The sequence below is a fragment of the Marinobacter nitratireducens genome (genome assembly GCF_000708045.1).
GTDB classification, from domain to species: domain Bacteria; phylum Pseudomonadota; class Gammaproteobacteria; order Pseudomonadales; family Oleiphilaceae; genus Marinobacter; species Marinobacter nitratireducens.
The window spans coordinates 484,458-506,648 of record NZ_ANIE01000007.1 but is presented as its reverse complement, the minus strand read 5'-3'; the positions used below and the strand labels follow the sequence as shown (position 1 = coordinate 506,648).

The 22,191-nt window shown below is 58.2% G+C and carries 15 protein-coding genes; 7 read left to right on the top strand and 8 right to left on the bottom strand.

Annotation, left to right across the window (positions count from 1 at the left end; all coding sequences use genetic code 11):
- Positions 1-3: 3 nt before the first annotated feature.
- Positions 4-705 (bottom strand): proteobacterial dedicated sortase system response regulator, encoded by a 702-nt coding sequence (gene pdsR, locus D777_RS13470; RefSeq protein ID WP_036132984.1) that lies wholly within the window; start codon positions 703-705, stop codon positions 4-6.
- Positions 706-897: 192 nt separating this feature from the next.
- Between pdsR and D777_RS13465 the strand changes: the two genes are divergently transcribed.
- The 5 genes from D777_RS13465 (at position 898) to D777_RS13445 (ending at position 5,124) form a co-directional block, all read left to right on the top strand.
- Entirely contained in the window at positions 898-3,027 is a 2,130-nt protein-coding gene (locus D777_RS13465) for a marine proteobacterial sortase target protein (protein ID WP_036132982.1), read from the top strand.
- Positions 3,024-3,626: a class GN sortase gene (locus D777_RS13460; protein WP_036132980.1), complete on the top strand. Its 603-nt coding sequence runs from the start codon at positions 3,024-3,026 to the stop codon at positions 3,624-3,626. Before D777_RS13465 ends, D777_RS13460 begins: the two co-directional genes overlap by 4 nt.
- A gap of 47 nt (positions 3,627-3,673) precedes the next feature.
- On the top strand, positions 3,674-4,372 hold the full coding sequence (locus D777_RS13455; RefSeq protein WP_036132979.1) for a lysophospholipid acyltransferase family protein: 699 nt from the start codon (positions 3,674-3,676) through the stop codon (positions 4,370-4,372).
- 105 nt (positions 4,373-4,477) lie between these two features.
- Positions 4,478-4,720, top strand: a complete 243-nt coding sequence (locus D777_RS13450) for a GlsB/YeaQ/YmgE family stress response membrane protein (protein WP_036132978.1) — start codon at positions 4,478-4,480, stop codon at positions 4,718-4,720.
- A 2-nt stretch (positions 4,721-4,722) separates the two neighbouring features.
- Positions 4,723-5,124 carry an MAPEG family protein gene (locus D777_RS13445; RefSeq protein WP_036132976.1) on the top strand — a complete coding sequence of 134 codons (402 nt, stop codon included), beginning with the start codon at positions 4,723-4,725 and terminating at the stop codon, positions 5,122-5,124.
- A 71-nt stretch (positions 5,125-5,195) separates the two neighbouring features.
- On the opposite strand, the gene D777_RS13440 is transcribed toward D777_RS13445, so the two are convergent.
- A complete protein-coding gene (locus D777_RS13440) occupies positions 5,196-5,642 on the bottom strand; it encodes an OmpA family protein (RefSeq protein WP_036132975.1) in 447 nt (148 codons plus the stop codon).
- A gap of 317 nt (positions 5,643-5,959) precedes the next feature.
- Between D777_RS13440 and D777_RS13435 the strand changes: the two genes are divergently transcribed.
- On the top strand, positions 5,960-7,411 hold the full coding sequence (locus D777_RS13435) for a rhomboid family intramembrane serine protease (protein ID WP_036132974.1): 1,452 nt from the start codon (positions 5,960-5,962) through the stop codon (positions 7,409-7,411).
- A 106-nt stretch (positions 7,412-7,517) separates the two neighbouring features.
- Here the strand turns inward: D777_RS13435 and D777_RS13430 are convergent, their stop codons facing one another.
- The 3 genes from D777_RS13430 to D777_RS13420 all read right to left on the bottom strand — a co-directional run bounded on the left by D777_RS13430 (position 7,518) and on the right by D777_RS13420 (position 12,954).
- On the bottom strand, positions 7,518-8,981 hold the full coding sequence (locus D777_RS13430) for a hypothetical protein (RefSeq protein ID WP_036133141.1): 1,464 nt from the start codon (positions 8,979-8,981) through the stop codon (positions 7,518-7,520).
- Positions 8,982-9,058: 77 nt separating this feature from the next.
- On the bottom strand, positions 9,059-10,051 hold the full coding sequence (locus tag D777_RS13425; protein ID WP_036132973.1) for an HD-GYP domain-containing protein: 993 nt from the start codon (positions 10,049-10,051) through the stop codon (positions 9,059-9,061).
- Positions 10,051-12,954: an MHYT domain-containing protein gene (locus D777_RS13420; RefSeq protein WP_036132972.1), complete on the bottom strand. Its 2,904-nt coding sequence runs from the start codon at positions 12,952-12,954 to the stop codon at positions 10,051-10,053. Before D777_RS13420 ends, D777_RS13425 begins: the two co-directional genes overlap by 1 nt.
- 307 nt (positions 12,955-13,261) lie before the next feature.
- On the opposite strand from D777_RS13420, the gene acnA reads away from it, so the two are divergent.
- Positions 13,262-16,021 (top strand): aconitate hydratase AcnA, encoded by a 2,760-nt coding sequence (gene acnA / locus D777_RS13415; RefSeq protein WP_036132971.1) that lies wholly within the window; start codon positions 13,262-13,264, stop codon positions 16,019-16,021.
- Here the strand turns inward: acnA and D777_RS13410 are convergent.
- From D777_RS13410 to D777_RS13400, 3 genes are read right to left on the bottom strand one after another with little or no spacing between them, the layout of a single operon-like run.
- The gene (locus D777_RS13410; RefSeq protein ID WP_036132970.1) at positions 16,008-17,933 is read right to left on the bottom strand and encodes an ATP-binding protein; all 1,926 of its coding nucleotides are present in this window, start codon (positions 17,931-17,933) and stop codon (positions 16,008-16,010) included. The two genes, acnA and D777_RS13410, sit on opposite strands and share 14 nt — an antisense overlap.
- The gene (locus tag D777_RS13405) at positions 17,930-20,344 is read right to left on the bottom strand and encodes a PAS domain-containing protein (RefSeq protein ID WP_081849556.1); all 2,415 of its coding nucleotides are present in this window, start codon (positions 20,342-20,344) and stop codon (positions 17,930-17,932) included. The genes D777_RS13410 and D777_RS13405 overlap by 4 nt, the downstream gene beginning before the upstream one ends.
- Entirely contained in the window at positions 20,341-22,125 is a 1,785-nt protein-coding gene (locus D777_RS13400; RefSeq protein ID WP_036132969.1) for a sensor histidine kinase, read from the bottom strand. The genes D777_RS13405 and D777_RS13400 overlap by 4 nt, the downstream gene beginning before the upstream one ends.
- Between the last annotated feature and the right edge of the window lie 66 nt (positions 22,126-22,191).

Sequence of the window (22,191 nt, the reverse complement as noted above, 5' to 3'; positions counted from 1 at the left end):
AGGTCAGACCTCACGGGCGTTCCAGCGGTACCCCATGCCATAGGCGGTCTGGATACCATCGAACTGGTCGTCGAGCGCCGTGAACTTCTTTCGTATGCGCTTGATGTGCGAGGTTACGGTGTTCGGCGCCAGGTACGCGTTGGCGGCGTCCATTAACTGGTCGGCGCTGCGGACGTGGCCGGGGTGCTGGGCGAGGGAGTGCAGCATCCAGAATTCAGTGACGGTCAGGTCCACCGGCTGTTCGTTCCAGGCGGCGGTCATCCGGTCGACGTTGAGGGCCAGGCGCCCCCGCAGCACGACCTCATCGGGTTTCTGCAGGGCTTCTGCCCAGGCATCGGCGCGCCGGAGCAGCGCGGTCACCCGTGCCAGCAAGTGGTCCAGGCTCATGTCTTTGGTGACGTAGTCGTCGGCGCCGAGTCGCAGCCCGTGTACCGAGTCGATATCGCTGTCCCGGGCGGTCAGGAAAATGATGGGCAGGGTCTGGGACTGGTTGCGCAGATCGCGACACAGGTCGAAACCGCCTTCCGGTTCGCTGCCCAGACCGACGTCGATGATGGCCAGGTCCGGCAGCTGCTGACGCAGGACCTGCCAGGCCGATGGCCGGTCTCCGTAAGCAGACACCTGGTACCCTCGGCGTTCGAATGCGACCCGGTAGTTATCCCGGATAGCGGGTTCATCTTCGATCAGAACAACATGTTTTTTCATGGTAACCGCAACTGCTCAGGCCAATGAGCCTCTATTTAAACACGCCAGGCCACGGGAGCAAGGGCGCCCGGGCGGCTTGCCATAATTGATCACTTTTCGCGACCGGACTGCCCGGATTCGCCACCTTCCCGTCCTTCGGCATTGCTGAAATAGCGATCACGTCATTCAGTCATGCACAAGAAGGAATCCGACATGATACTTGCCATTCGGTTGCCGGGACGCACCGCCCTGAAAAACGGTCAACAAAACAAGAGACTACGACACGCTGTCGAAGGTGTCTCCCTCTGGTTGTCTGTGATGCTGATGCTGTTTGTTCATCCCCTGTACGCGGAGGCAAGCCTGTCTGGCAGCGCGGATGTGGAGAACGCCGGCATTCTGCGTTTCGTGGATGACGCGGGGCGCTGGCAGGAGCCTGCCCTGGTTCTCGACAGCGAATTCGATATCCGTGTGAGCGGATTGATTGCTGATAGCCGGCTGTCCAGAAGCTTCCGCAATACCGGGGACCAGTGGCGGGAAGGTGTGTTTGTCTTTCCGCTGCCTGACGACGCCAGCGTGTACGGCCTCACCATGAAGGTCGGCGAGCGGACCATTGTGGGGAAGGTCAGGCCGAAACCAGAAGCCCGGAAAATCTACGAAACGGCCAAGAAGGAGGGGCGTCATGCGGCCAATGTGGAGCAGCAGCGGCCCAACCTTTTTACCGCCAGGGTTGCGAATATCCCACCCGGTGAGACCGTGACGGTGGATCTTCAGTTTCAGCAGCCAGTGCAATACCGAGCTGGTGAGTTCGAGTTGCGATTGCCGACCACGCTGACGCCGCGGTATATGCCGGGAACGCCGGTAGCCGGCACGTCATCGCAGTGGGAAGGTGGCTGGTCGGTTCCGACGACTCAGGTCCCGGATGCCAGCGCCATCAGTCCGTTTACCGTACTGCCGGGGGATGTGGATGCCAACAGCCACCGGGCGCGGATCCAGATGAAAATCGACGCGGGTCTTCCGCTGGCGAGAGTATTCAGCCCGAGCCACCGGCTGGAAAGCCGCCAGGACGGGCAGGCCGTGATGGTGACGCCCGAGGGTGGGGATGTCCTGATGAACCGGGATTTCGTCGTGCGCTGGCGGCCGCTGGCAGGCCAGGAGCCGACCGCGGCGGTATTTCATCAGCGTTGGAAGGACGAGGACTACCTGATGACGATGCTGGTGCCCGGCACCGGTCCGGTCCGGTCGGTGCCGCGAGAGCTGGTCTTTGTAATCGACACCTCGGGGTCCATGGCCGGGGAATCCATCCGCCAGGCTCAGGCTGCGTTAGAGCGTGGGTTGGACACCCTCAAGAGGGATGACCGGTTCAATATCATTCGTTTCAGCAGTCAGGCCCATGCCATGTTTATGCAGCCGGTACCGGCAACGGGCACCAATCTCGCGCGAGCCAGACGTTATGTCGCCGGACTGAATGCCGACGGTGGCACCGAGATGGCCTCTGCCCTCAGCCTGGCGATGGAGCAGTCAGAGCCGTTTGAGGAGACAGCAGGTGCTCGGGTGCGCCAGCTCGTGTTTATCACCGACGGCGCTGTGGGTAACGAAGCGGCTCTGTTCCGACAGATCCGGACCGGACTCAAAAACCAGAGACTGTTCACTGTGGGCATTGGCTCCGCACCGAATATGCACTTCATGAGGGAAGCCGCCCGCTGGGGCCGTGGTACCTACACGGCCATCCAGGATCCGTCGGATGTCCGTGGTCCTCTCGATACTCTGTTCTCAGCCATGGAATCTCCTGTGCTGACGAATATTGACGTGCAGTGGCCGGGACAGACCGGACAGGCTGAATCCTTCCCCCGGCGTCCGGGTGATCTGTTCGCCGGTGATCCTCTGATCCAGGTCGTTCGCGGTTCGGCGCCGGCTGGTGAGCTGAAAATCAGCGCACTGAAAGCGGACGGCAGCACCTGGCAAAAAACACTGGATCTCCAGCAGGCCGCCGAGGGTGTTGGCATCGGCCGGCAATGGGCCCGGGAGAAAATCGACAGCCTGCTGGATGCGGGGAACCTCACGGGTGGTGAGGTGGACAAGGCGCTGGTGACGGAACTGGCTGTTGCGCATGGGCTGATGTCGCCATACACCAGCTTTGTAGCCGTGGACGAAACCCCGGTGAGGGGGCAAACCGATCCGCTGAGTACCGAGCAACTGCCGACCCTGCTGCCAAAGGGGAGTACGTCAGGCATGCTCCGTTACCCGCAAACGGCCACCTACGGGCCACTGATGACGGCGCTTGGATTGACCGGGCTGATGTTTGCTGCTGCGATTGTTCTGCTGCAACGGAGGGAAGTGGCATGAGCCGTTTACTGCTTCTGCTGTTCACGACCTCCGCAACGCTGTTGGTGTTCGGATTGTGGATTCCCATCAAGGCGGTGGTTGCCCAGGAATTGCTGGAGCTGGCGTGGGCCGAGAGCCAGGCCCGGCAACTGGAGACCCGGCCCTGGCCCTGGGCCGATACCTGGCCCGTGGCCCGGCTGACCATGCCGGGACTGGGGGATTCGATGATTGTTCTGGCCGGTGGCCATGGCGAAAGCCTGGCCTTCGGGCCCGGTCAGGTTCTGGGCAATGAATCGGGGCAGGGGCCGCTGGTGATCGCCGGGCACCGGGACACGCATTTCCGGAAGTTGCGTTACCTGGAGCCCGGCAGCGAACTGCGGCTTCAGGATCAGGACAGCGGCTGGCACGAATACCGGGTCCTGAGGACGCGAATTGTGGACAGTCGCATTGAGCAGATCGATACCCTCCGGCTGAGCGACGATACGCTGCTACTGGTCACCTGCTATCCCTTTGATAGCGTGGATGCGGGTGGTCCGCTCCGGTATGTGGTGGAGGCCCGGGCAGGGGGGCCTGCCGTCCTGGAACAAAAGGTACAAACTGAAACTGTTGTTGGCACCTGATATTGGCGTACACTTGTGCGCCAAATTTGATAGCAGAGTTGCAATTCATGGGTGCCCTACGAAAACTTCTGGCCTGGCTCAGCGTACCGGTCATCTGCCTGTTTGCCCTGGTGATGTACCTGGCCCGGCCCTTCAATCCTGACAATAACCGCATCCTTGGCTGGATTGTCGCCAAGATTGGGCGATGGCTCCTTGGAATGGAGCGCCCGCTCCAGGGCTGGGAGAATATGCCCCAGGATCGTCCGACCGTCGTTATCGCCAATCATCAACATAACGACGACCTTTTCCTGATGGGGGATTTGCTGCCGCCCCGTACCGTTGCCGTCGGTAAATCCGCCCTTGTCTGGGTGCCGTTCTTCGGACAGGTATTCTGGCTGGGTGGCAACGTCATCCTTAATCGGGCTCGATCCCAGAAAGCAGTGGCTGCCATGCAGGCCATCAGCGATGCTCTGGTCCGGGACCGCAAGAGCATGTGGATCTTCCCTGAAGGCACGCGCAGCCATGGCAACGGCCTGCAGAGCTTCAAGAAGGGCGCTTTTCATGCGGCGATTGCCTCAGGCGCTCCCATAACCATGGTCTGCGTCGCCGACTACAAGGACGAGACCCGGGGGTGGTGCGGCCGCCGGGAGACGGTTCCGATGCGGATTCTTCCGCCGGTGGAGACCCAGGGCCTGTCTCCGGACGATCTTCCGGATTTGATGGCGAGATGCCACAAGCAGATGGCTGAGGCCATCGCTGGACTGTAATCAGGTCCTTAAAATCGTTCGGAAATTGTTGAAGCGACTGTCCAAACAGGGCAGTCTTTTCCCGTCTGTATACTTCCATCAACGATCCTCAGGGAGAGGCACGAGATGAACCTGATTCTGTTTCTGATTATCGGCGGTGTCGCCGGCTGGTTGGCGGGCCTGATCATGAAGGGCCGTGGCTTTGGGGTGTTGGCCAATATCGGTATCGGTATCGTCGGCTCGATCATCGGCGGCTTCGTATTTCGGCTGCTGGGTCTGGCGGCGCAGGGTGCCGTGGGTGAACTGGTGACCGCAACGGTCGGTGCCGTGCTGTTGCTCGCCATTGTCAGCAAGATCAAGCAGGCCTGAACATGATCGTACCTGTTACTGGAGTATTCGCGGCGGTTATCGGAATTCTTCTGCTGGTATTGTCTGCCCAGGTCGTCAAATACCGTCTCAAATACCGCAAAGGTATGGGCACCAACGACGATGTGGCCTTTGAGGCTGCCGTGCGCGCGCACGCCAACCTGGTGGAATACGCGCCTCTGGGCCTGATCATGCTGGGACTGGCGGAGTTGAATGGTGTGCCGGCGGGGCTGGTGTACTGGACAGGAATGGGGCTGGTTGTGGGTCGTTTGCTTCACGCTTTTGGCATGATTAACGGCCGTGGTGGAACGCACTGGGCGCGTATGATTGGCATAGTGCTGACATGGCTGGCGATTCTGGTGGCTGCCATTCTGCTGTTGTGGAATGTCTGGCAGGTATACGGCTGAGCCGGTCTCAGTCACCGGGCGTGACACAAAAAGGGGGCTCAGGCCCCCTTTTTATTTTTTGCCGATTTGTCTCAGCCCTGCAGTGCCTGGGCCACTTCCTGGTCAAGGTATTCCAGCTCCACGCGGCGATTGGCAGCATGGTCGTCCGGGGTGGCCAGCGGGCGCTTCGAGCCCCAACCGGTCAGAATAATCTGGGACTCCGAGGCGCCGGCCTCAATCAAACGCCGGGCAACCGCATTGGCCCTGAGCCTGGACAGGAACTGATTGTAGCCCTCGCCGCCAAAGTTATCGGCGTGACCGTGGATGCGGACTCTGACGCCCGGGTTCAGCCTCAGGTAGCAGGCGTGTTGCTCAAGGATCGTATCGTCGGTCTGATCCAGTGAGTGTTTATTGAAGCCGTAGTGAAACTTCATTCGGTGCGGACGCTTTACGTCGCTGACAGAGTGCGCAGGGATGAATCCGGAGGCAATCGCGGCCTGCGCGATGAGTTCCGGGTTGTCCAAGACGAGTACGGTCATGGCGATATCCTCGATTCCAGTATCCGGTTGTTCTTGTTATTCCCTTCCACTATTGGCTGTGGTGGGAATAACCACAATTGGCGAATGGTCGATAAGGAGTGGTTCGACCTGATGAGGCCGATTGAATGTCATTTCTATGACCTCCGGATGACAGCGCACCGGATTTGTCGACATTCTGCATCTGAGCGGCTGTGCACACTTCCGCGGTTGCCACCCCTGTTAACCCTCTGCCGGACACCATTTGAGCGGGAAAATAGGGCCTCACTGTGGTAAAAAACAGGTTTTCAGGGACAGATTATGATGAATTGTGACCGCCCATGCTGATTATTCCTGCCGAAAACGCCGTTAACTGGAAACGTCCGCCCTGGGTCACCCTGGGCCTGATGCTGGCCTGTCTGCTGGTGTTCATGTTCTACCAGGCGGGTGATGACCGGATAATGGAAGAGGCCATCGAGCAATATCTGGACGCGGATCTGCAGGAACTGGAAGCACCTGCCTATGAGGACTATCTCGATCGTCTGATACGCTTTGACGGAGAGGAAAGCCGCATACTCGAACTGCAACAGTTCCAGGAGTTGCGGCAGGATGGTGAACCGTTCTGGATCGCCGTCAGTCTGCTGATGGACCCGGAGTTCTACCAGTACCTGCTTGAGAATCAGGACATCATCTGGGCGCCGGCAGAACGCGAACGCTGGCTGGAAGCCCGGGTGGCCATTCAGGAAAACTACATCCAGCAGCTCAGCGCCAACCAGCTGGGCCTGGTCCCGGCTGATCTCTCCCTGTACACGCTGATCACCTACCAGTTCCTGCACGGGGGATGGGGGCACATCATCGGTAACCTGGTGTTCCTGTTCCTGCTCGGTTTCACTGTGGAAAAGGCCCTGGGGCCCGGTCGCTATCTGCTGGCTTATCTGGTCTGCGGTGCATTATCCGGACTGGTATTCTCGGCATTCTCAACCGGCAGCCATATTCCTTTGGTGGGCGCCTCCGGTTCCATTTCCGGGTTGATGGGTATGTATGTGGCCATATATGGCCTGCAGAAAATCCGCTTTTTCTACTTCCTGGGTGTGTATTTCAACTATTTCCGGGCTCCGGCTCTGGCCATCCTGCCGGTGTGGGTGGGTAAGGAAATCTACGATTACTGGTTTGCCGGCGCGACGGGGGTTGCCTACATGGCCCATGCCGGGGGGCTGATTGCCGGTGCCGGCCTGGTATGGTTGCTGGGCCGTAGCTGGCTCCAGGTTCGGGAAGAATTCTATGAACCCGAGGATGCCGAACAGGACGCCCGGTTTACCAACGGATACGGGCAAGCGATGGCCAGCCTTGGCCGCATGGAGTTTGACCTTGCCCGGCGGCAATTCGAGGCGCTCTTCGAGCATTACCCGGAGCGCACGATCCTGCTGGAACATCTCTATAACCTGGCAAAGCTGAGGCCGGACCTGCCCGAATACCTGAGTCGAACCCGACAGCTGATGGACGACGCCATGAAGCGCCAGCAGCCGGAACAGATGGTGGCGGTGTGGCAGGAGTATCTGAGCAAGGGCGAGTCTCACCAGCCCCTGGCCGCGGAAGATCACAATCGGGTGCTATTCACCAGTCTCAAGCAGCATGACATGAAGTCTGCAGAGAAGGCATTCGAGCGGCTTCGGAACAGCGGCAATGAGGTGTTAACCTCCGAGGCCTGCCGCCTGCTGGTGGCGGAATTCGAGAAGCAGCAGATGGAGCCGAAGGCCCGGCATTATCGGCAGTTACTTCAAGCGGGCCATTGATCCTGCCACGGAGCGGCGAACAGGGCCTTCAGAAACACGCTGTAAATACGTCCCTGTACACTCGGCTCCGCCATCCATGGCTCCGCACGGTTTCTGAAGGCCCTGTTCACCGCTCCTGATCGGGCAGTGCGAACGACGCTTTCGGGCCTTTTAACGGCTCCTTGTTGGCGGCCTGTTCCAGATACGTCCCAATCTGCTCATGCAGCGGGTGAGTCAAACAGCGTTTCTGGATAAAGGTCAGGAACGCCGTCGCTTTTTCCCACTGGCCAAGACCGTTTGCCAGCGTCTGGGCCACCAGCAAATAGGCCGGTGCCAGCTGGTCGCTGTCGGGGAAGCGTTTGTGGAAATCCTGAAGCAGACGCAGTGCCGGTTTGAACTGTCCCCGGTGATACAGTGTTCGGGCACATTGAACCGCAAGCTCTGGGTCTTCCAGCCGGAAGGTCGGTTCTGCCTGCTGGATCGCTTCCAGTAGTGACGCCATGCCATCGCCATCATTACGACTCGCCAGCCAGCTCAGGATTCTCGGGTGGTAACGGTAGAGCTCTGCCGTGTCATTGCGGGCGATCAGGAGCTGGTAAAGCTGGCCGATGCGCAGAGGGTTGTCACGATCGTTTTTGAGGGCGTCCTTGAGCATCGACTGAACCCGATCGTAGTTTCCATCCTTGAGGTTCATATCGATGTCCGCATCGAAGCGGGCACTGCGGTTGCGTTCGTGCTGCGCTTCCGTTGGTGCTTCATCCTGAAGGTCGGAGGCGAAGCCCAGTTCTTCCTGATACTGGAACAGCAGGTAGCCGAGCATGTGGAACAGGATGAGTGTGAAGGTACTGTTCAGGAAGCCCGCCAGGGGTTGGGCCACCCAGAGCGGGAAATGATTGACCGCAAAGTCCTGGGCTGCGCCGGATGCCAGGGTCAGTAGAATCAGGTAGCCATACAGCAGGAAGTAGGGCGTGCCGATCCGGGATATCAGCACGGCCAGGTTCATCGGGTTAACGGCGGGCCCAACGGCCCGCTCCATGGCCAGAACCATAATGCTCGCGGGCAATGCCAGTACCACGAAAGCCACGGCCAGCATCATCAGGATAGGGCCGCCAATCATGGCAGCGGCGCCGACCAGCCCGCCCATCAGGACAAACACCAGCAATTGCAGGAAGACGATGCTGAAGCCGCTGCCGGTAAAAGCGGCGGAAACCGGGGGTGGCTTCAGATGGCCCTCCGCGGTGTGATTGATCACCTCGTAGGTGTACTTGAACAGCGCCAGCGCCAGTACCAGCCAAATCAGGACCCCCAGCAGGTTCGCTGGAGCGAGCAGTGGTACCAGCGTGCAGATGGCGATAACGATCAGCGGATCCGTATGGAAGGGATATCGGAAGAAGGCGCCAATCCGATTCCAGAAGGGCACAACCTCGGTTGCCGCGCCGAGGTAGCGCATGGCCTTACTGCAATGAGGGCAGAGCGCCCGGCGCTGGCGGGCGTCTGCATCGGGCATGCACCGGCTACAGTAGTGCAGCTGGCACTCGCCGCAGTGCCACTTGGCAGGCGCCCCGGGATGGTAATGGCAATCGTGTTTCACAGTGGTTTCCTGATCCATCAGAAATCAGCCACTTATGATGACAGAACTGGGGTCGCCTCGCATCAGACCCGTTCACATTAGATCTGGCTTTCCTGCCAGCGCTCCCGGACGTCCAGGATATCCGGCAGGCTTCTGAAAAAAGCCTCTACCAGCTCGGGATCGAAATGCTGACCACTTTGCTCCTTCAACAGATCGGTGGCTTGCTCAATTGACCATGCCTTCTTGTATGGTCGTTCGCTGGTGAGCGCATCGAACACGTCGGCCAGCGCCACAATGCGCGCGGATAACGGGATGTCTTTACCTTTCAATCCCTTGGGGTAGCCACTGCCATCCCACTTTTCATGATGGTGAAGGGCGACTTCCCGGGCCATCTGGAGCAGGTCGGAGCCGTCCTCACCAATGATCTCGGCCCCGATCTCTGCGTGTTTCTGCATCACCGCCCACTCTTCGGGGTTGAGTTTCCCCGGTTTCTGGAGCACCGCGTCGGGAATGCCGATCTTGCCAATGTCGTGCATCGGAGCCGCGTTGAGCAGCGTGTCTGCCCAGGCGTTGCTCATGCCAGCCTCCAGGGCAATCAGGCGCGAGAAATAGCTCATCCGGATGACGTGAAGCCCGGTTTCGTTGTCCTTGTACTCGGCGGCCCGACCGAGGCGCTGCACAACAGCCAGTCGGGATTCGACCAGTTCGTCCACCCGCACCAGGGACAGGTGATTCTTCACCCTGGCGCGCACCACCGGAGCGCTGATGGGCTTGGTGACATAATCCACAGCCCCCAGTTGGAATCCTCTGGCTTCATTTTCCGCGTCTGCCAGGGCGGTTACGAAAATCACCGGAATCTTGCGGGTGGTTGGGTCGGCCTTGAGGGCTGCGCAGACCGCGTGGCCAGATTTTCCCGGCATCATGACATCCAGCAGGATCAGGTCCGGCGATTCTTTGTGTGCCAACTCAAGGGCCCGGTCTCCATCCTTGGCAAAGAGCAATCGATAATCATCGCCGAGAATGTTTCGGAGAACCTGAAGGTTGGCCGGCTCGTCGTCCACCAGCAACAGGGTTTTGGTATCAGACAACATCAGGATTCCTCCGGGCTCTGGCTGAAGGTGGCGAGAATGCTTGCTGCCTTCTGGGGATCGAAATCGTCCATCGCTTGGCTAGCCGCCGAGGCGACTGACTCGGGCAGCACGGATTTGATCCGGGCAAAGGCCTGGTCGGGGATTTCGCCCTGATTCAGTAACTTGATTAGCTGGTCGAGCGTGGTGGCGTCAACCGCGCTTTCTGCAGGGACGGATGCGCGTTTCCTGGCGCCTCCGGGTTCCGGAGAATGGTCGGCCAGCCACTGGCTGACGTCCCCGAATCTGCGCGCGGCTTCATCCCACAAATCCTGTCCGGGTGTCTGGTCCGAGCGAAGTCCCTGCTCCAGCTCGCCCAGGGTATACGACAGCTGAGCCAATCCCAGATTGCCCGCAAGACCACGTAGCCGGTGGACAGCGGCGGCTGACTCGGCATTGGCTAAGTGTCTCAGGTTGCCCGGCTGGTTGCCCGGTGCTGACAGAAACTCCGTCAGTGCCTGATCGTGTTTTTCGGCATCTGGCCACAGCTGCTTGACGGTGGCAGGGTCCACTATTGGTTTCGCGGATGGCGGTGTCGATGGTGAGGTTGTTTTTACCCTGAGATCCAGAACGCTGGCGATTTCCGCAGTCAGTTGTGGCAAATCAATGGGCTTTACCGCAAACCCATCCATACCGGAGCTCAGCGCTTCCCGCCGGTCCGCTTCCAGGACGCCCGCAGTCAAGGCAATCACCGGGGTGTGCCGGCGCTTCTGAGACTTCTCCAGCTGGCGGATGGATTGAGTTGCCTCGTGCCCGTTCATGCCGGCCATCTGGATATCCATGAGCACCAGATCAAAAGCCTGAACCCGGAAGTGCTCGACTGCCTCGTGGCCGTCGCTGGCGCATACCACATCGTGCTTACGCTGGCCCAGCAGATTGCGGAGCAACTCCAGATTTTGGGGAACATCGTCTGCGACGAGAATTTTCAGGGCAGGTAATGGCGTTTCCTGTTCACTGTAACCGTCATCGACCTCCTCGCCTTCGTTCAATGGCAGGTTGACTTCGAATACAGAGCCCTGACCCACGGTACTGGTAACGCTGATATTCCCGCCCATTAACTCGACCAGCTGGCGGGCAATGGTGGTGCCCAGGCCGGTGCCGCCGAAACGTCGGGTGGTGCTGGCGTCTGCCTGGGTGAACGGCTCAAAGATAGAGTCAATCCGGTCAGCGGGGATGCCGATACCGGTGTCCGCAACCGATAGCGTGACAACGTTTGGCCCGGATTGCCGGACGGTGAGCGTGACGCCACCCTTTTCGGTGAACTTGACGGCATTGCTGACCAGGTTCAGGGCGACCTGCTGGATCCGGAGCGGGTCGCCCCGGAAATGTTTGCCTGCCTGGTAATCAAGACTCAGGGTAAGGCCTTTTTTATCCGCTGCCAGGGACTGGGTCGCAATGATCTGTTCGCACAGTAACCGCAGGTTGAAATCCCGGTGCTCCAGTTCTGTGTTACCGCTGTCGAGTTTCGCGGTGTCCAGGATGTCATTGAGCAGCGCCAGCAGCGAGCGGGCCGAGTTTTTGACAATGGAAAGATGCTTGGCCTGGGAATCGCCCAGTTTGGTGTCGAGCACCAGATCGGTGAACCCGAGGATGGCGTTCATTGGCGTGCGAATTTCATGGCTCATGTTGGCCAGGAAAGCACTTTTGGCCTCGGCCGCCTGTTCGGCTTCCTCTTTGGCCCTGCGCAGATCGGTTTCCATGCGATGACGTTCCGAAAAATCGGTCACGAAACCGACGAACGTACTGATGCCGCCGAGGCGAGATTCACCAATAGCCAGACGAACAGGTATCTGTCGGCCATCCTTGTGTTGGGCCATGACCTCTCTGCCGGATCCCAGGATCTTGCGTTCACCAGTGCGCAGGTAGTTCTTCAGATAGCTGTCGTGGGCATCCTGATGAGGATTAGGCATCAGCATGTTTACGTTACGACCGATCACTTCGCCTGCTGAATAACCAAAGATACGCTCGGCCGAACTGTTGAAGGAGAGCACAATCCCGCGATCGGAGATTTTGATGATGCCGTCAACGGCTGCGTCGATGATCGCCTGCAATTCGCTCGCGGTTTCCTGACTGCGGTGCATCATACCCCGGTAGCGGGCCAATGCATTGATACCTCCGGCCATCGATCCCAGGGTGACGGCGATCACCGCGACGGCGATGGCCAGCAGAGCCTGGCTGTCAGTACCCGATTCCGGAATCTGGCCAGTGCCGCCAATAAAGCGGGCGGCTTCCATGGCCGTGTAGTGCATGCCGGCAATGGCCAGCCCCATGATGCTGCCAGCCAGCAAACGTCGTTTAAACCCGCGCACCCGCCTTTTTTGGCGCAGGCCGAAGTTGACCCAGAGTGCGAGCGTGCCGAGCAGGACAGCAACCACAATGGAGGCCGCAAACAGCAGAGGGTCGTATTTCAGGTCCGGCCCCATTTCCATGGCGGCCATACCCATGTAGTGCATGGTTCCGATGCCGGACCCGACGGTAACCCCACCCCTCACCAGACGCCAGCCAGTCAGCTCTTTGCGGGCGAGCAGGCTCAGGGCGACCCACGATGCCAACAGGCTGGGAACGGCAGACAATGCGGTCAGACCGAGGTGGTAACGAGTTTGCCCGGGCATCTGGAAGGCCAGCATGCCGATAAAGTGCATGGACCATATGCCGAAACCCAGTGCCGTTGAGCCGGTCACCAGGTGAAAGCGTTCCATGAAGCGGCTGTTGCTGCGTCGGGCAGCGCCGGCCAGCGTTAGCGCCATGAAGGAGGCCGCAGCAGCAATCAGCAACGAGAGGGCAACCAGAGCGAGGTTATACTCGCCCTGGATCAATTTCCCGGTGGGTATCGCTGAGAGCACGAAAAAGGAGTCGAATGGCAGCAAGGTAATACTCAGAAGAATCCGGTGTGAACAAATGGATTAAAGCGCGATGGTTTGCACTGTGTGAAACATTCTTCCGTTATCTGTTTCGTGGTATCACCTTCCTGGAACGCGAAGGATTGTTTATTTGGTGCTCGATTGTCAACGTTGGAAAGTGCGTATGATCCGTTTCCCACGGAGCGTGATCGGCTCTGTTGACGGGAGTAACGGAGACTATTCAGCCAGGGAATTCCGGTTATTCACCATCCTTTGGTTGAAGTCTCGCTTGTGGCTGCAATAGTTATTGGAGGTTTCGAAGAGGAGGCAACCCATGTCTACGTCATCCCTGAGCAAAGACAGCCTGAATACTCTCTCTACACTGGAGGCTGGAGGTCAGACCTTCCAGTACTACAGCCTGCCCAAGGCAGCCGAATCCGTGGGCGATCTGAATTGCCTGCCGTTTTCCCTGAAAGTGCTGATGGAGAATCTGCTGCGAAACGAAGACGACGCTACGGTCGATCGAAGCCACATTGACGCCATGGTGCGGTGGCTGAAAGACCGCCATTCGGATACCGAGATCCAGTATCGTCCCGCCCGTGTGCTGATGCAGGACTTTACTGGCGTACCCGGGGTCGTTGATCTCGCGGCCATGCGGGAAGCGGTCAAAAAAGCCGGCAAGGACCCGGCCCTGATTAATCCGCTGTCACCGGTGGATCTGGTGATAGATCACTCGGTAATGGTGGACAAGTACGGTAACCCGTCCGCGTTCAAGGAAAACGTCGCCATTGAGATGGAGCGCAATCAGGAACGCTATGAGTTCCTGCGTTGGGGGCAGCAGGCCTTTGACAATTTCCGGGTGGTGCCGCCGGGCACCGGGATCTGCCATCAGGTCAACCTGGAGTATCTGGGCAAGACGGTCTGGCAGAAAGAGGTTGGCGACAAAACCATTGCCTACCCTGACACACTGGTTGGCACCGATTCCCACACCACCATGATCAATGGTCTCGGCATTCTGGGCTGGGGGGTTGGCGGTATCGAGGCGGAAGCAGCCATGCTTGGGCAACCAGTGTCGATGCTGATTCCGGAAGTTATCGGTTTCCGGATCACCGGCAAGCTTCGCGAAGGCATTACCGCCACGGATCTGGTACTCACAGTCACTGAAATGCTGCGTAAGAAGGGTGTGGTTGGCAAGTTTGTGGAGTTTTATGGCGATGGTCTCAAGGACATGCCGGTTGCGGATCGCGCCACCATCGCCAATATGGCCCCGGAATATGGTGCCACCTGCGGTTTTTTCCCGGTGGATGAGCAGACCATTAACTACATGCGCCTGACCGGACGGGATGAGGCACAACTGGCACTGGTGGAGGCCTACGCAAAAGCCCAGGGGCTCTGGCGTGAGCCAGGTCATGAACCGGTGTACACCGATACCCTGGAACTGGATATGGGGGACGTGGAAGCCAGTCTCGCCGGACCGAAGCGGCCGCAGGACCGGGTTGCCCTGAAAAACATGAAGTCCGCCTTCGAGTTGCTGATGGAAACTGCTGAGGGGCCGGCTGACGAGCCTGAGGCGAAGTTGGAGTCGGAGGGCGGACAAACCGCTGTCGGCATTGAAGACAGCTACGAACACCGGGCCAGTCAGCAGGTCGAAATGAACGGTGAGACGTTCCGGCTGGATCCCGGTGCGGTGGTTATCGCGGCGATTACATCCTGTACCAATACCTCTAATCCCAGCGTCATGATGGCGGCGGGGCTGATTGCACAGAAAGCCCTGGCCAGGGGCCTGAAAACCAAGCCATGGGTGAAAACATCGCTGGCCCCGGGGTCCAAGGTTGTCACCGAGTATCTTGAGGTGGCCGGCCTGCAGGACGACCTGGACAAGCTTGGCTTCAACCTGGTCGGTTACGGCTGCACCACCTGTATCGGCAACTCAGGTCCTCTGCCGGAACCGGTGGAGAAGGCCATTAATGACGGTGACCTGACGGTTGCCTCTGTGTTGTCGGGAAATCGCAACTTTGAGGGCCGGGTGCATCCGCTGGTGAAAACCAACTGGTTGGCCTCGCCGCCCCTGGTGGTGGCCTATGCTCTGGCGGGGAATGTCCGGCTGGACCTCAGCGAGGATCCTCTGGGCACGGACCAGGACGGACATCCGGTTTACCTCAAGGATCTCTGGCCCAGCCAGCAGGAAATTGCCGACGCTGTGGAGAAGGTGAAGACCGGCATGTTCCGCAAGGAATACGGCGAGGTGTTCGACGGCGATGAGACCTGGCAATCGATCAAGGTGCCTGAGAGCAAAGTCTACGAGTGGTCTGATCAATCCACCTACATCCAGCATCCTCCCTTCTTTGAGGGCATGGGCGAGGAACCTGAGGCCATTGAAGATATTCGGGACGCCAACATCCTTGCATTGCTGGGTGATTCCGTCACGACGGACCATATTTCTCCGGCCGGCTCCTTCAAACCCGATACACCGGCGGGCAAATACCTGCAGGATAACGGCGTCGAGCCGAAAGATTTCAACTCCTATGGCTCCCGCCGGGGTAACCACGAAGTCATGATGCGCGGTACCTTTGCCAACGTGCGCATCAGGAACGAAATGCTGGATGACGTTGAAGGTGGTTTCACAAAATTTGTCCCTAGTGGCGAGCAGATGGCCATCTACGATGCGGCCATGAAGTATCAGGAGCAGGGTACGCCGCTGGTGGTGATTGCCGGCAAGGAATACGGTACCGGCTCCAGTCGTGACTGGGCTGCCAAGGGCACACGCTTGTTGGGCGTGAAAGCGGTCGTGGCGGAATCTTATGAGCGGATTCACCGGTCCAACCTGATTGGCATGGGGGTAATGCCATTGCAGTTCCCCGAGGGAGTGGACCGCAATAGCCTGAAACTGACCGGCGAGGAAACGATCACCATCGAAGGATTGTCAGGAGACATCAAGCCGGGCCAGAGTCTGACCCTGACCGTGACCTACAAAGATGGCTCGACGGATAGCTGTGAGGTCAAGTCCCGGATAGATACCGCTAACGAGGCTGTGTACTTCCGGCATGGCGGCATTCTTCACTACGTGGTGAGAGAGATGCTCAAGTCGGCTTGATGACTGGTAGCTCTAGCCAGAAGGTCGCCCCCTGCCCGGGGGGCGACGCATAGTCGACAACCCCGCCCATGTGCGTCATCAGTTCCCGCGTGATGGCAAGACCGAGACCGGTGCCACCCTTGGCTCGTCGGTCTGATGCGTCGGCCTGCGAAAACTTCTGGAAAATGAGATCCTGGAAATCCGCTGACACGCCATCACCCTGATCCTTGACGCAAACCCTGACCTGCTGATCGTGACGTTCTGTGTAGATGTCCACCACCGCGCCTTCCGGTGAAAACTTGATGGCGTTTGAAAGAAGGTTGTGTAGAGCCTGGGAGAATCGTCGGCGGTCTATCTCGACAACGACGTCACCGAGCTCGGAAGGCTTGAGGGTAACGTTCTTTTCGCCGGCAAAATGCTCTATCTCCTCAATGCACTCCAGAACTATACCAGGTAGGTGGTGTGGTTCCATCTGGAAGATCATCTTTCCCGCGACCAGCTTTTCAATATCAAGTAAGTCATTGATCAGGAACGTCAGCTGTTTGCTGTTTCTGTAAGCGATAGATGCCAGCCGGGCGGCCTGTTCCGGAAGTTCACCAGCAGCGCCGTTGGCAAGCAGCCCGAGCGATCCCGAGATCGACGTCAGAGGCGTGCGGAGTTCGTGACTGACGGTCGAGACAAACTCGTTTTTCATTCTGTCTGCTTTCTGGCGCTCGCTGATGTCCTCAGCGATCAGCCAGATCACGGGCTCGCTGTCCCTGGTCTCTAACTTCAAGCCGTGCAGCAGGACCGGTCTGAGCGTACCGTCCTTTGTCGGGATAGTCGTTTCCAGACCGCTGAAGCGGAACTGGCCTTTCAGTAATTGGGTAATGTTCAGGCCGGATTCAAGTTTAGCGCCGTTCTGGTCATAGGCGGATTCAAAATAATCGATGGAGTCAGCGTTGTTTCCAACGATCCGGTCAAAGCTCTGGTTGGCCCGCAGCAATGTCCGGCGGTTTGCTCCGTATAGACCGATGCCGACTGGCGCCAGCTCAAACAGACCCCAGAACCGTTTCTGCATTTCCCGATCTTTCAGCAGCAACTGGGTCAGCCAGAATGTGGCGCCGGCAACCAGAAGTCCCATCACAAAAAGGATACCTCGAGTCAGCCCCGGCGATTTGGGGTGGGATGGCCAGCCACCTCTGGGCTGGGCGAACAGTGTCCAGGTGGTGCCTGGCATTTGAAGTTTGGCAATAACCGGTTGGTCCCAGGTGGTTCTTGCGCTGAGGTAGAAAACACTGGCCGAATCCTCGGGATCATCCGAAGTGGACAGCGCGAATACGCCATCATCTGCCGCTTGTGACAAATTGACCGTTCTGTAGAGCCGGGGGAGGTCGAGGATGACCGAAATGAGGCCCCAGAACTCGCCATTGCGACTCTCAAAGACGGGAATTCTGGCGGCAAGTCCCTGCCCACCCTGAACCAGATCGATCGGCCCGCTGAACAGCGCTCTCTCGGATTCCAGTAAAGTTTCAATCTGCTGTGGTGAAAGACTTTGGTCCGTGAGATCCAGTCCGAGAGCGGCCTCATTACCCTCAAGTGGATAGATATGTCGAATCACAAAGTCCGGGGCGAGTCCAATATTTCTCAACTCTGGTGCTAGCCTGAAAATGACGCTGGCGAGGTCTTGAAAACGCGTCCCCGCAAGCTCGGGCTCCACAGAGACGCTGGCGGCCAGTCCCCATACCGTTTGAACGTTCTGTAAAATGGCTTTCCGAAGTTGCAGGCTGACGTCAGCGGCTTTTTGCTGCCAATGCTGACGCATCTCCGTGCGGAAGCGTTCGGTGCTGGCCGTGTCGAGTATCAACGCGACCGCGAACATCAGCGTGATCATGGCTACCCGAGCAGCCCAGATCAGAGTATGGAATAGTCGATCTTTCTGGTGAAGCATCATGATTCGCCCTGAGGCCCGGTCATTGGCATCGACAACCAGAAGGTGGCTCCGTTACCCTCAACAGACGTGAAATCCACGTTGCCGCCCATCTGGGTCATGATCTCTTTAGTAATTGCGAGCCCCAGTCCTGTCCCTCGCTTGCCGCGGGTGTCGGAACTGTCCGCCTGGGCAAACTTCTGGAAAATTCGGGGCCGAAAATTGTTGGGTACCCCCGGTCCTTCGTCAGATACCCGAATATGAGCCTGCTGCCCATCCGTCTGTATTGCCACGTTGACGGTGCCATGGTTCGGCGAGAATTTGATGGCGTTGGAAAGCAGGTTGGTGACCGCCTGGTCCAGCCGGGCCCGGTCGATGGTTGCCGTTGCGTCGGGGTCTGCGTTTTCAATGACGACAGAAACCCCGCTGTCGATGGCGTAGGTCCGGAGACGGTCTGAAGCCTCTTGGACAATTGGGAGCAGTTGCTCGTCGGAAAGGTGCATGGTCATCCGTCCGGACATCAGTTTTTCCATGTCCAGTAGATCATCAACAAGCGCTTTAAGTTGTTCACTGTTTCGATGCGCAATCGAAATGAGTCTCGTGACCTGATCCGGCAGTTTCCCGAGGGTGCCGCTCGACACCAAGCCGAGAGAACCTGCTATGGAGGTCAAAGGCGTCCGAAGTTCATGGCTCACGGTCGAGATAAACTCGCTCTTCATCCGGTCAATTTTGCGCCGTTCCGAGATATCTTCGACCAGGCTCCACACAAGCGCTCGCCCTGACGCGTTGGTAATGCGCATACCGCGAACCTGCGCCGGGTAGGTTGTCCCGTCTTTGCGAAGGATATCCAGTTCGTACGGACCGTAGCGCCCGGTTTCGCGAAGTTCAGCGATAATCCTCTCGATCAGCGTGGCAGCACTGGAGGGCAGAAGCCGCCGAAACGTCGATGATGTGAGTTCCTTGCCGGTGTAGCCGGTTGGGGCCATCAGAGACTCATTGGCATCGAGAAAGTCGCCGGAATGGTAGTCATTCAGTGCGATACCGATGGGAGAGAGTTCATAGAGCCGACGCAGCTGTGCCTCGCTCTCCTTGAGCGCGAGCTCAATGCGTTTTTTGTCGTCAATGTCTGCAATATAGCCATGCCACATGATGCTCTGATCGGGCAGCACCTCTGGTGATGCTTGCCCCTCAACCCAGCGCCAGGCGTGAGAGCCTTGCTTGACACGGTACTGATGCTGCCAGATCGCCACGTTGGCGGCGGACTCTGAAATGGAGTTTTCCACGTCCCGCTGGTCGTCGGGGTGGATGCTTTTGAACACGGCGGACGCGTCATTAAGGACATCTGCTGGCTCTACGCCGTAGATGTGCTCGAGGTGCGGACTGGCGAAAGGAAAAGCGGAATGGCCATCCGGCCAGAGTCGGTATTGGTAGAGTACACCGGGGACTTGTTCTATCAACTTTGTCTGCAACTCGGTACTTATTTTCCGCTCGATGACACCTGCGATCCAGCGCGCCAGCAAAGTCACAAACGTAATCTCGGTATCGGAGAAGGCCGTGTGGCGTGGCTCCGATGATGAAAAGTTGAGGGTGCCGAACAGCCGGTCCCGAACCATGATGGGTGCGGCAATATAGCTTTCGAGGCCGAACGCCTCATAGCAGTCATGAGAGCAGTGCCGAGACCTGCCCATGTGGTCGATGGCCAGGCTTTGCCCTTGCGTTTCTTCAATCAGGATAGAGCAGTAGGTCTGGCTGAGTGGAAAATGGGCACCGATCTCCAGGCCGGCATCGTCCGGCGCGTGGAACCATCGTATGGTATAGACCTCACTGGTAATCTCGCTGACGATCGCAAGCGGCAACGTCAGGTATTCCGAACCAAGTCGCAGGGCTTTCTGGATCCTTGCGGTATCGTCGGTTTCGGGGTCCAGGGCAAGCTCATTGAGTATGCCAAGCGCGGTGTTCTGCTGCTGGATCCGCTGCAGATTATGCGTTTCCTGAGTGACGTCGGCCTGGGTGCCGTACATCATCAGCGGAGCGCCGTCTTGCGTCCACTCAAAGACCTGGCCCCGGGTATGCACCCATATCCAGTGCCCGTCTTTGTGGCGCATCCGGCCCCGGAAATCGTACACAGATTCGGTTTGGTTGAAGTGTGCGTTGAGCCTTAGCTCTGCCTCTTTCAAATCTTCGGGATGGGTCAGGTCAAGCCAGGTCTGGATGCTGACCGGCTCCAGCTCCTCCAGTCGATACCCGCAGATTTGAGCCCAGCGTGCGTTGACGATGGTTTCCCCGGTCTGGATATTCCATTCCCACGTACCAACATTGGTGCCCTCAATAACGGATCGCGCCCGCCGCTCGCTTTGCTTGAGTTCGCGGTAGACTTCAGATTCTCGCTCTGTCACGGGGCCATTAGCTTCCGTGGGGGTGTTAGGTGTTGTCATGGTTCTCCCCGGGGCTTGCCGTCGCGTGGTATTTCAATCCAGAAATGAGCGCCCCGATCAAAGTAATAACCGACGCGCCCATGCATCAGTTGTGCGAGCTCAGCACAAATGGCAAGCCCAAGTCCCGTTCCTTTGACCGATCGAGTGGTGCCCTCCTCCGCCTGTGAAAAGCGCTCGAAAAGTTTGGGAATGAAGTTCTTCGGTACACCGTCGCCGCGATCGCTTACCACGATCCGGACGAAGTCGTGGTCGGCCTCCTCGGCGGTGACCCGGACACATTGCTCAGCCGGTGAAAACTTTATGGCATTACTGATGTAGTTATCGAGTACCTGTCGAAGTCGGTGATTGTCTGCAACGATCTGGAAGTTGGAGTCCTCATGCTTCTCCAGGCGCACTTGATACTCGGAGGCCATCGACTGGTTGCTGGCAATGGCCGCTTCGATAATCGGATCAAGCGCTTGTGTCCTCAGCGAGACCGACATTTGCCCCGCGGTTAGCTTGCTGAAATCCAGAAGGTCCGAAATCAGCATCTGCAATCGTTCCCCATTACGCAGTGCTAGTGTGCTCATTTGCTGGGCTTTCTCCGGCAATTCACCGGCAGCTCCCGACTCGAGCAAACGTAAGGCACCGTTGATCGAGGTGAGGGGGGTTCGAAGTTCGTGACTGACGTTGGAGACAAAGTGCTCCTTCATCTCGCTCATGGCGTCACGTTCATCCATAAGACGGTTGAAGGCGGAGGCCAGGTTCTGAACTTCCCGGGGGCCATTAAGGGACAACCGGACCGCCTTTTCAGGCTTTCTGACCATGCTTTTGATCGCACGTGTCATGCGATCCAGCGGTCGTGTGATGGAGCGACTGGCGATGAAGCTTAGTAGCGCAATCATCAACCCGATGCCCAGGCTGATCCCTAGAAAGCGGGAAAATGATTTCTTTGCCGGCGCGGAGGCTCTCTCGTAAGGCACGGCCCTTACAAACAGCCAGCCAAGCCTCTGCAGATGGCTGGCCGCAAAAATCAGTTCATGGCCGTTATTGTCAATAACCCGACCAAAACCGGTGCCTGAAAGCGCTGCATCGATGAGTGGATCCTGTCCGGGAGGCGGGAGCGACTCAATGTCGCGCTGATCGGACGGGCCCCCCTCAATGAAGAGAAAATTGTCCATGTCGACGACCTTGAAGCTGGCGTCGCTGTCTCGAATACTTCGCAGAAGTCCTGGTGGTATCAGGCTGGTTTGTCCCACTTTGATCGTGCCCGCAATGAATCCGAGCAAATCGCCCTCGTCTGACTCAATCGGCGCAAGAAATGACAACAGCGGGACACCTGTGGTTCTTCCGATAATGGGCCGGCTGATCACCGGTTCCCGGGTTTGCAGAGCGCGCCGGAAATGTCGACGGTCCGCGTAGTTGGTGCCAAGCCGCCCCGGCACATGGAAGCTCTCATAGATGGCCGTCGCATGCTCGTCCAGGACGAGGATACCATCGGGAAACAGGGATTGGAGAAGGGCTTGCCGGTTCAGTTGGGCACTGATTTCTGAAAGGGAATGGAGCGTCTTGCCGTCGTTGAGGAGGCTGGCGGATTCAGCCAGAACGTCTAGTTTTAATTGCAGACGCTGATCCACCTCGGCTGAGATGCGTCGGGTTTCGGCCAGTTGCTGTTGGGTCAGAAGCGTTTCAAAGTCCTCCACCAGAGCGTTGTAGGCCACCAGAAGCACAGATCCGACGGTCGCAATCGTTCCCAGCAGAATGACGAGAGCGAGGCGTGTGCCTAGTGAGAATGAGGGCAAAGCGGCTTCCTTGATGGTACTTTGGTTTGAAAGACGAACTTTTTAAGGGGCAGTATGGCACAATTA

What these genes read in the sequence shown, in the direction of transcription:
- pdsR (WP_036132984.1), bottom strand. Translation starts at nt 705, where the DNA reads ATGAAAAAACATGTTGTTCTGATCGAAGATGAACCCGCTATCCGGGAT.
- D777_RS13465 (WP_036132982.1), top strand. Translation starts at nt 898, where the DNA reads ATGATACTTGCCATTCGGTTGCCGGGACGCACCGCCCTGAAAAACGGT.
- D777_RS13460 (WP_036132980.1), top strand. Translation starts at nt 3,024, where the DNA reads ATGAGCCGTTTACTGCTTCTGCTGTTCACGACCTCCGCAACGCTGTTG.
- D777_RS13455 (WP_036132979.1), top strand. Translation starts at nt 3,674, where the DNA reads ATGGGTGCCCTACGAAAACTTCTGGCCTGGCTCAGCGTACCGGTCATC.
- D777_RS13450 (WP_036132978.1), top strand. Translation starts at nt 4,478, where the DNA reads ATGAACCTGATTCTGTTTCTGATTATCGGCGGTGTCGCCGGCTGGTTG.
- D777_RS13445 (WP_036132976.1), top strand. Translation starts at nt 4,723, where the DNA reads ATGATCGTACCTGTTACTGGAGTATTCGCGGCGGTTATCGGAATTCTT.
- D777_RS13440 (WP_036132975.1), bottom strand. Translation starts at nt 5,642, where the DNA reads ATGACCGTACTCGTCTTGGACAACCCGGAACTCATCGCGCAGGCCGCG.
- D777_RS13435 (WP_036132974.1), top strand. Translation starts at nt 5,960, where the DNA reads ATGCTGATTATTCCTGCCGAAAACGCCGTTAACTGGAAACGTCCGCCC.
- D777_RS13425 (WP_036132973.1), bottom strand. Translation starts at nt 10,051, where the DNA reads ATGTTGTCTGATACCAAAACCCTGTTGCTGGTGGACGACGAGCCGGCC.
- acnA (WP_036132971.1), top strand. Translation starts at nt 13,262, where the DNA reads ATGTCTACGTCATCCCTGAGCAAAGACAGCCTGAATACTCTCTCTACA.
- D777_RS13410 (WP_036132970.1), bottom strand. Translation starts at nt 17,933, where the DNA reads ATGATGCTTCACCAGAAAGATCGACTATTCCATACTCTGATCTGGGCT.
- D777_RS13405 (WP_081849556.1), bottom strand. Translation starts at nt 20,344, where the DNA reads ATGACAACACCTAACACCCCCACGGAAGCTAATGGCCCCGTGACAGAG.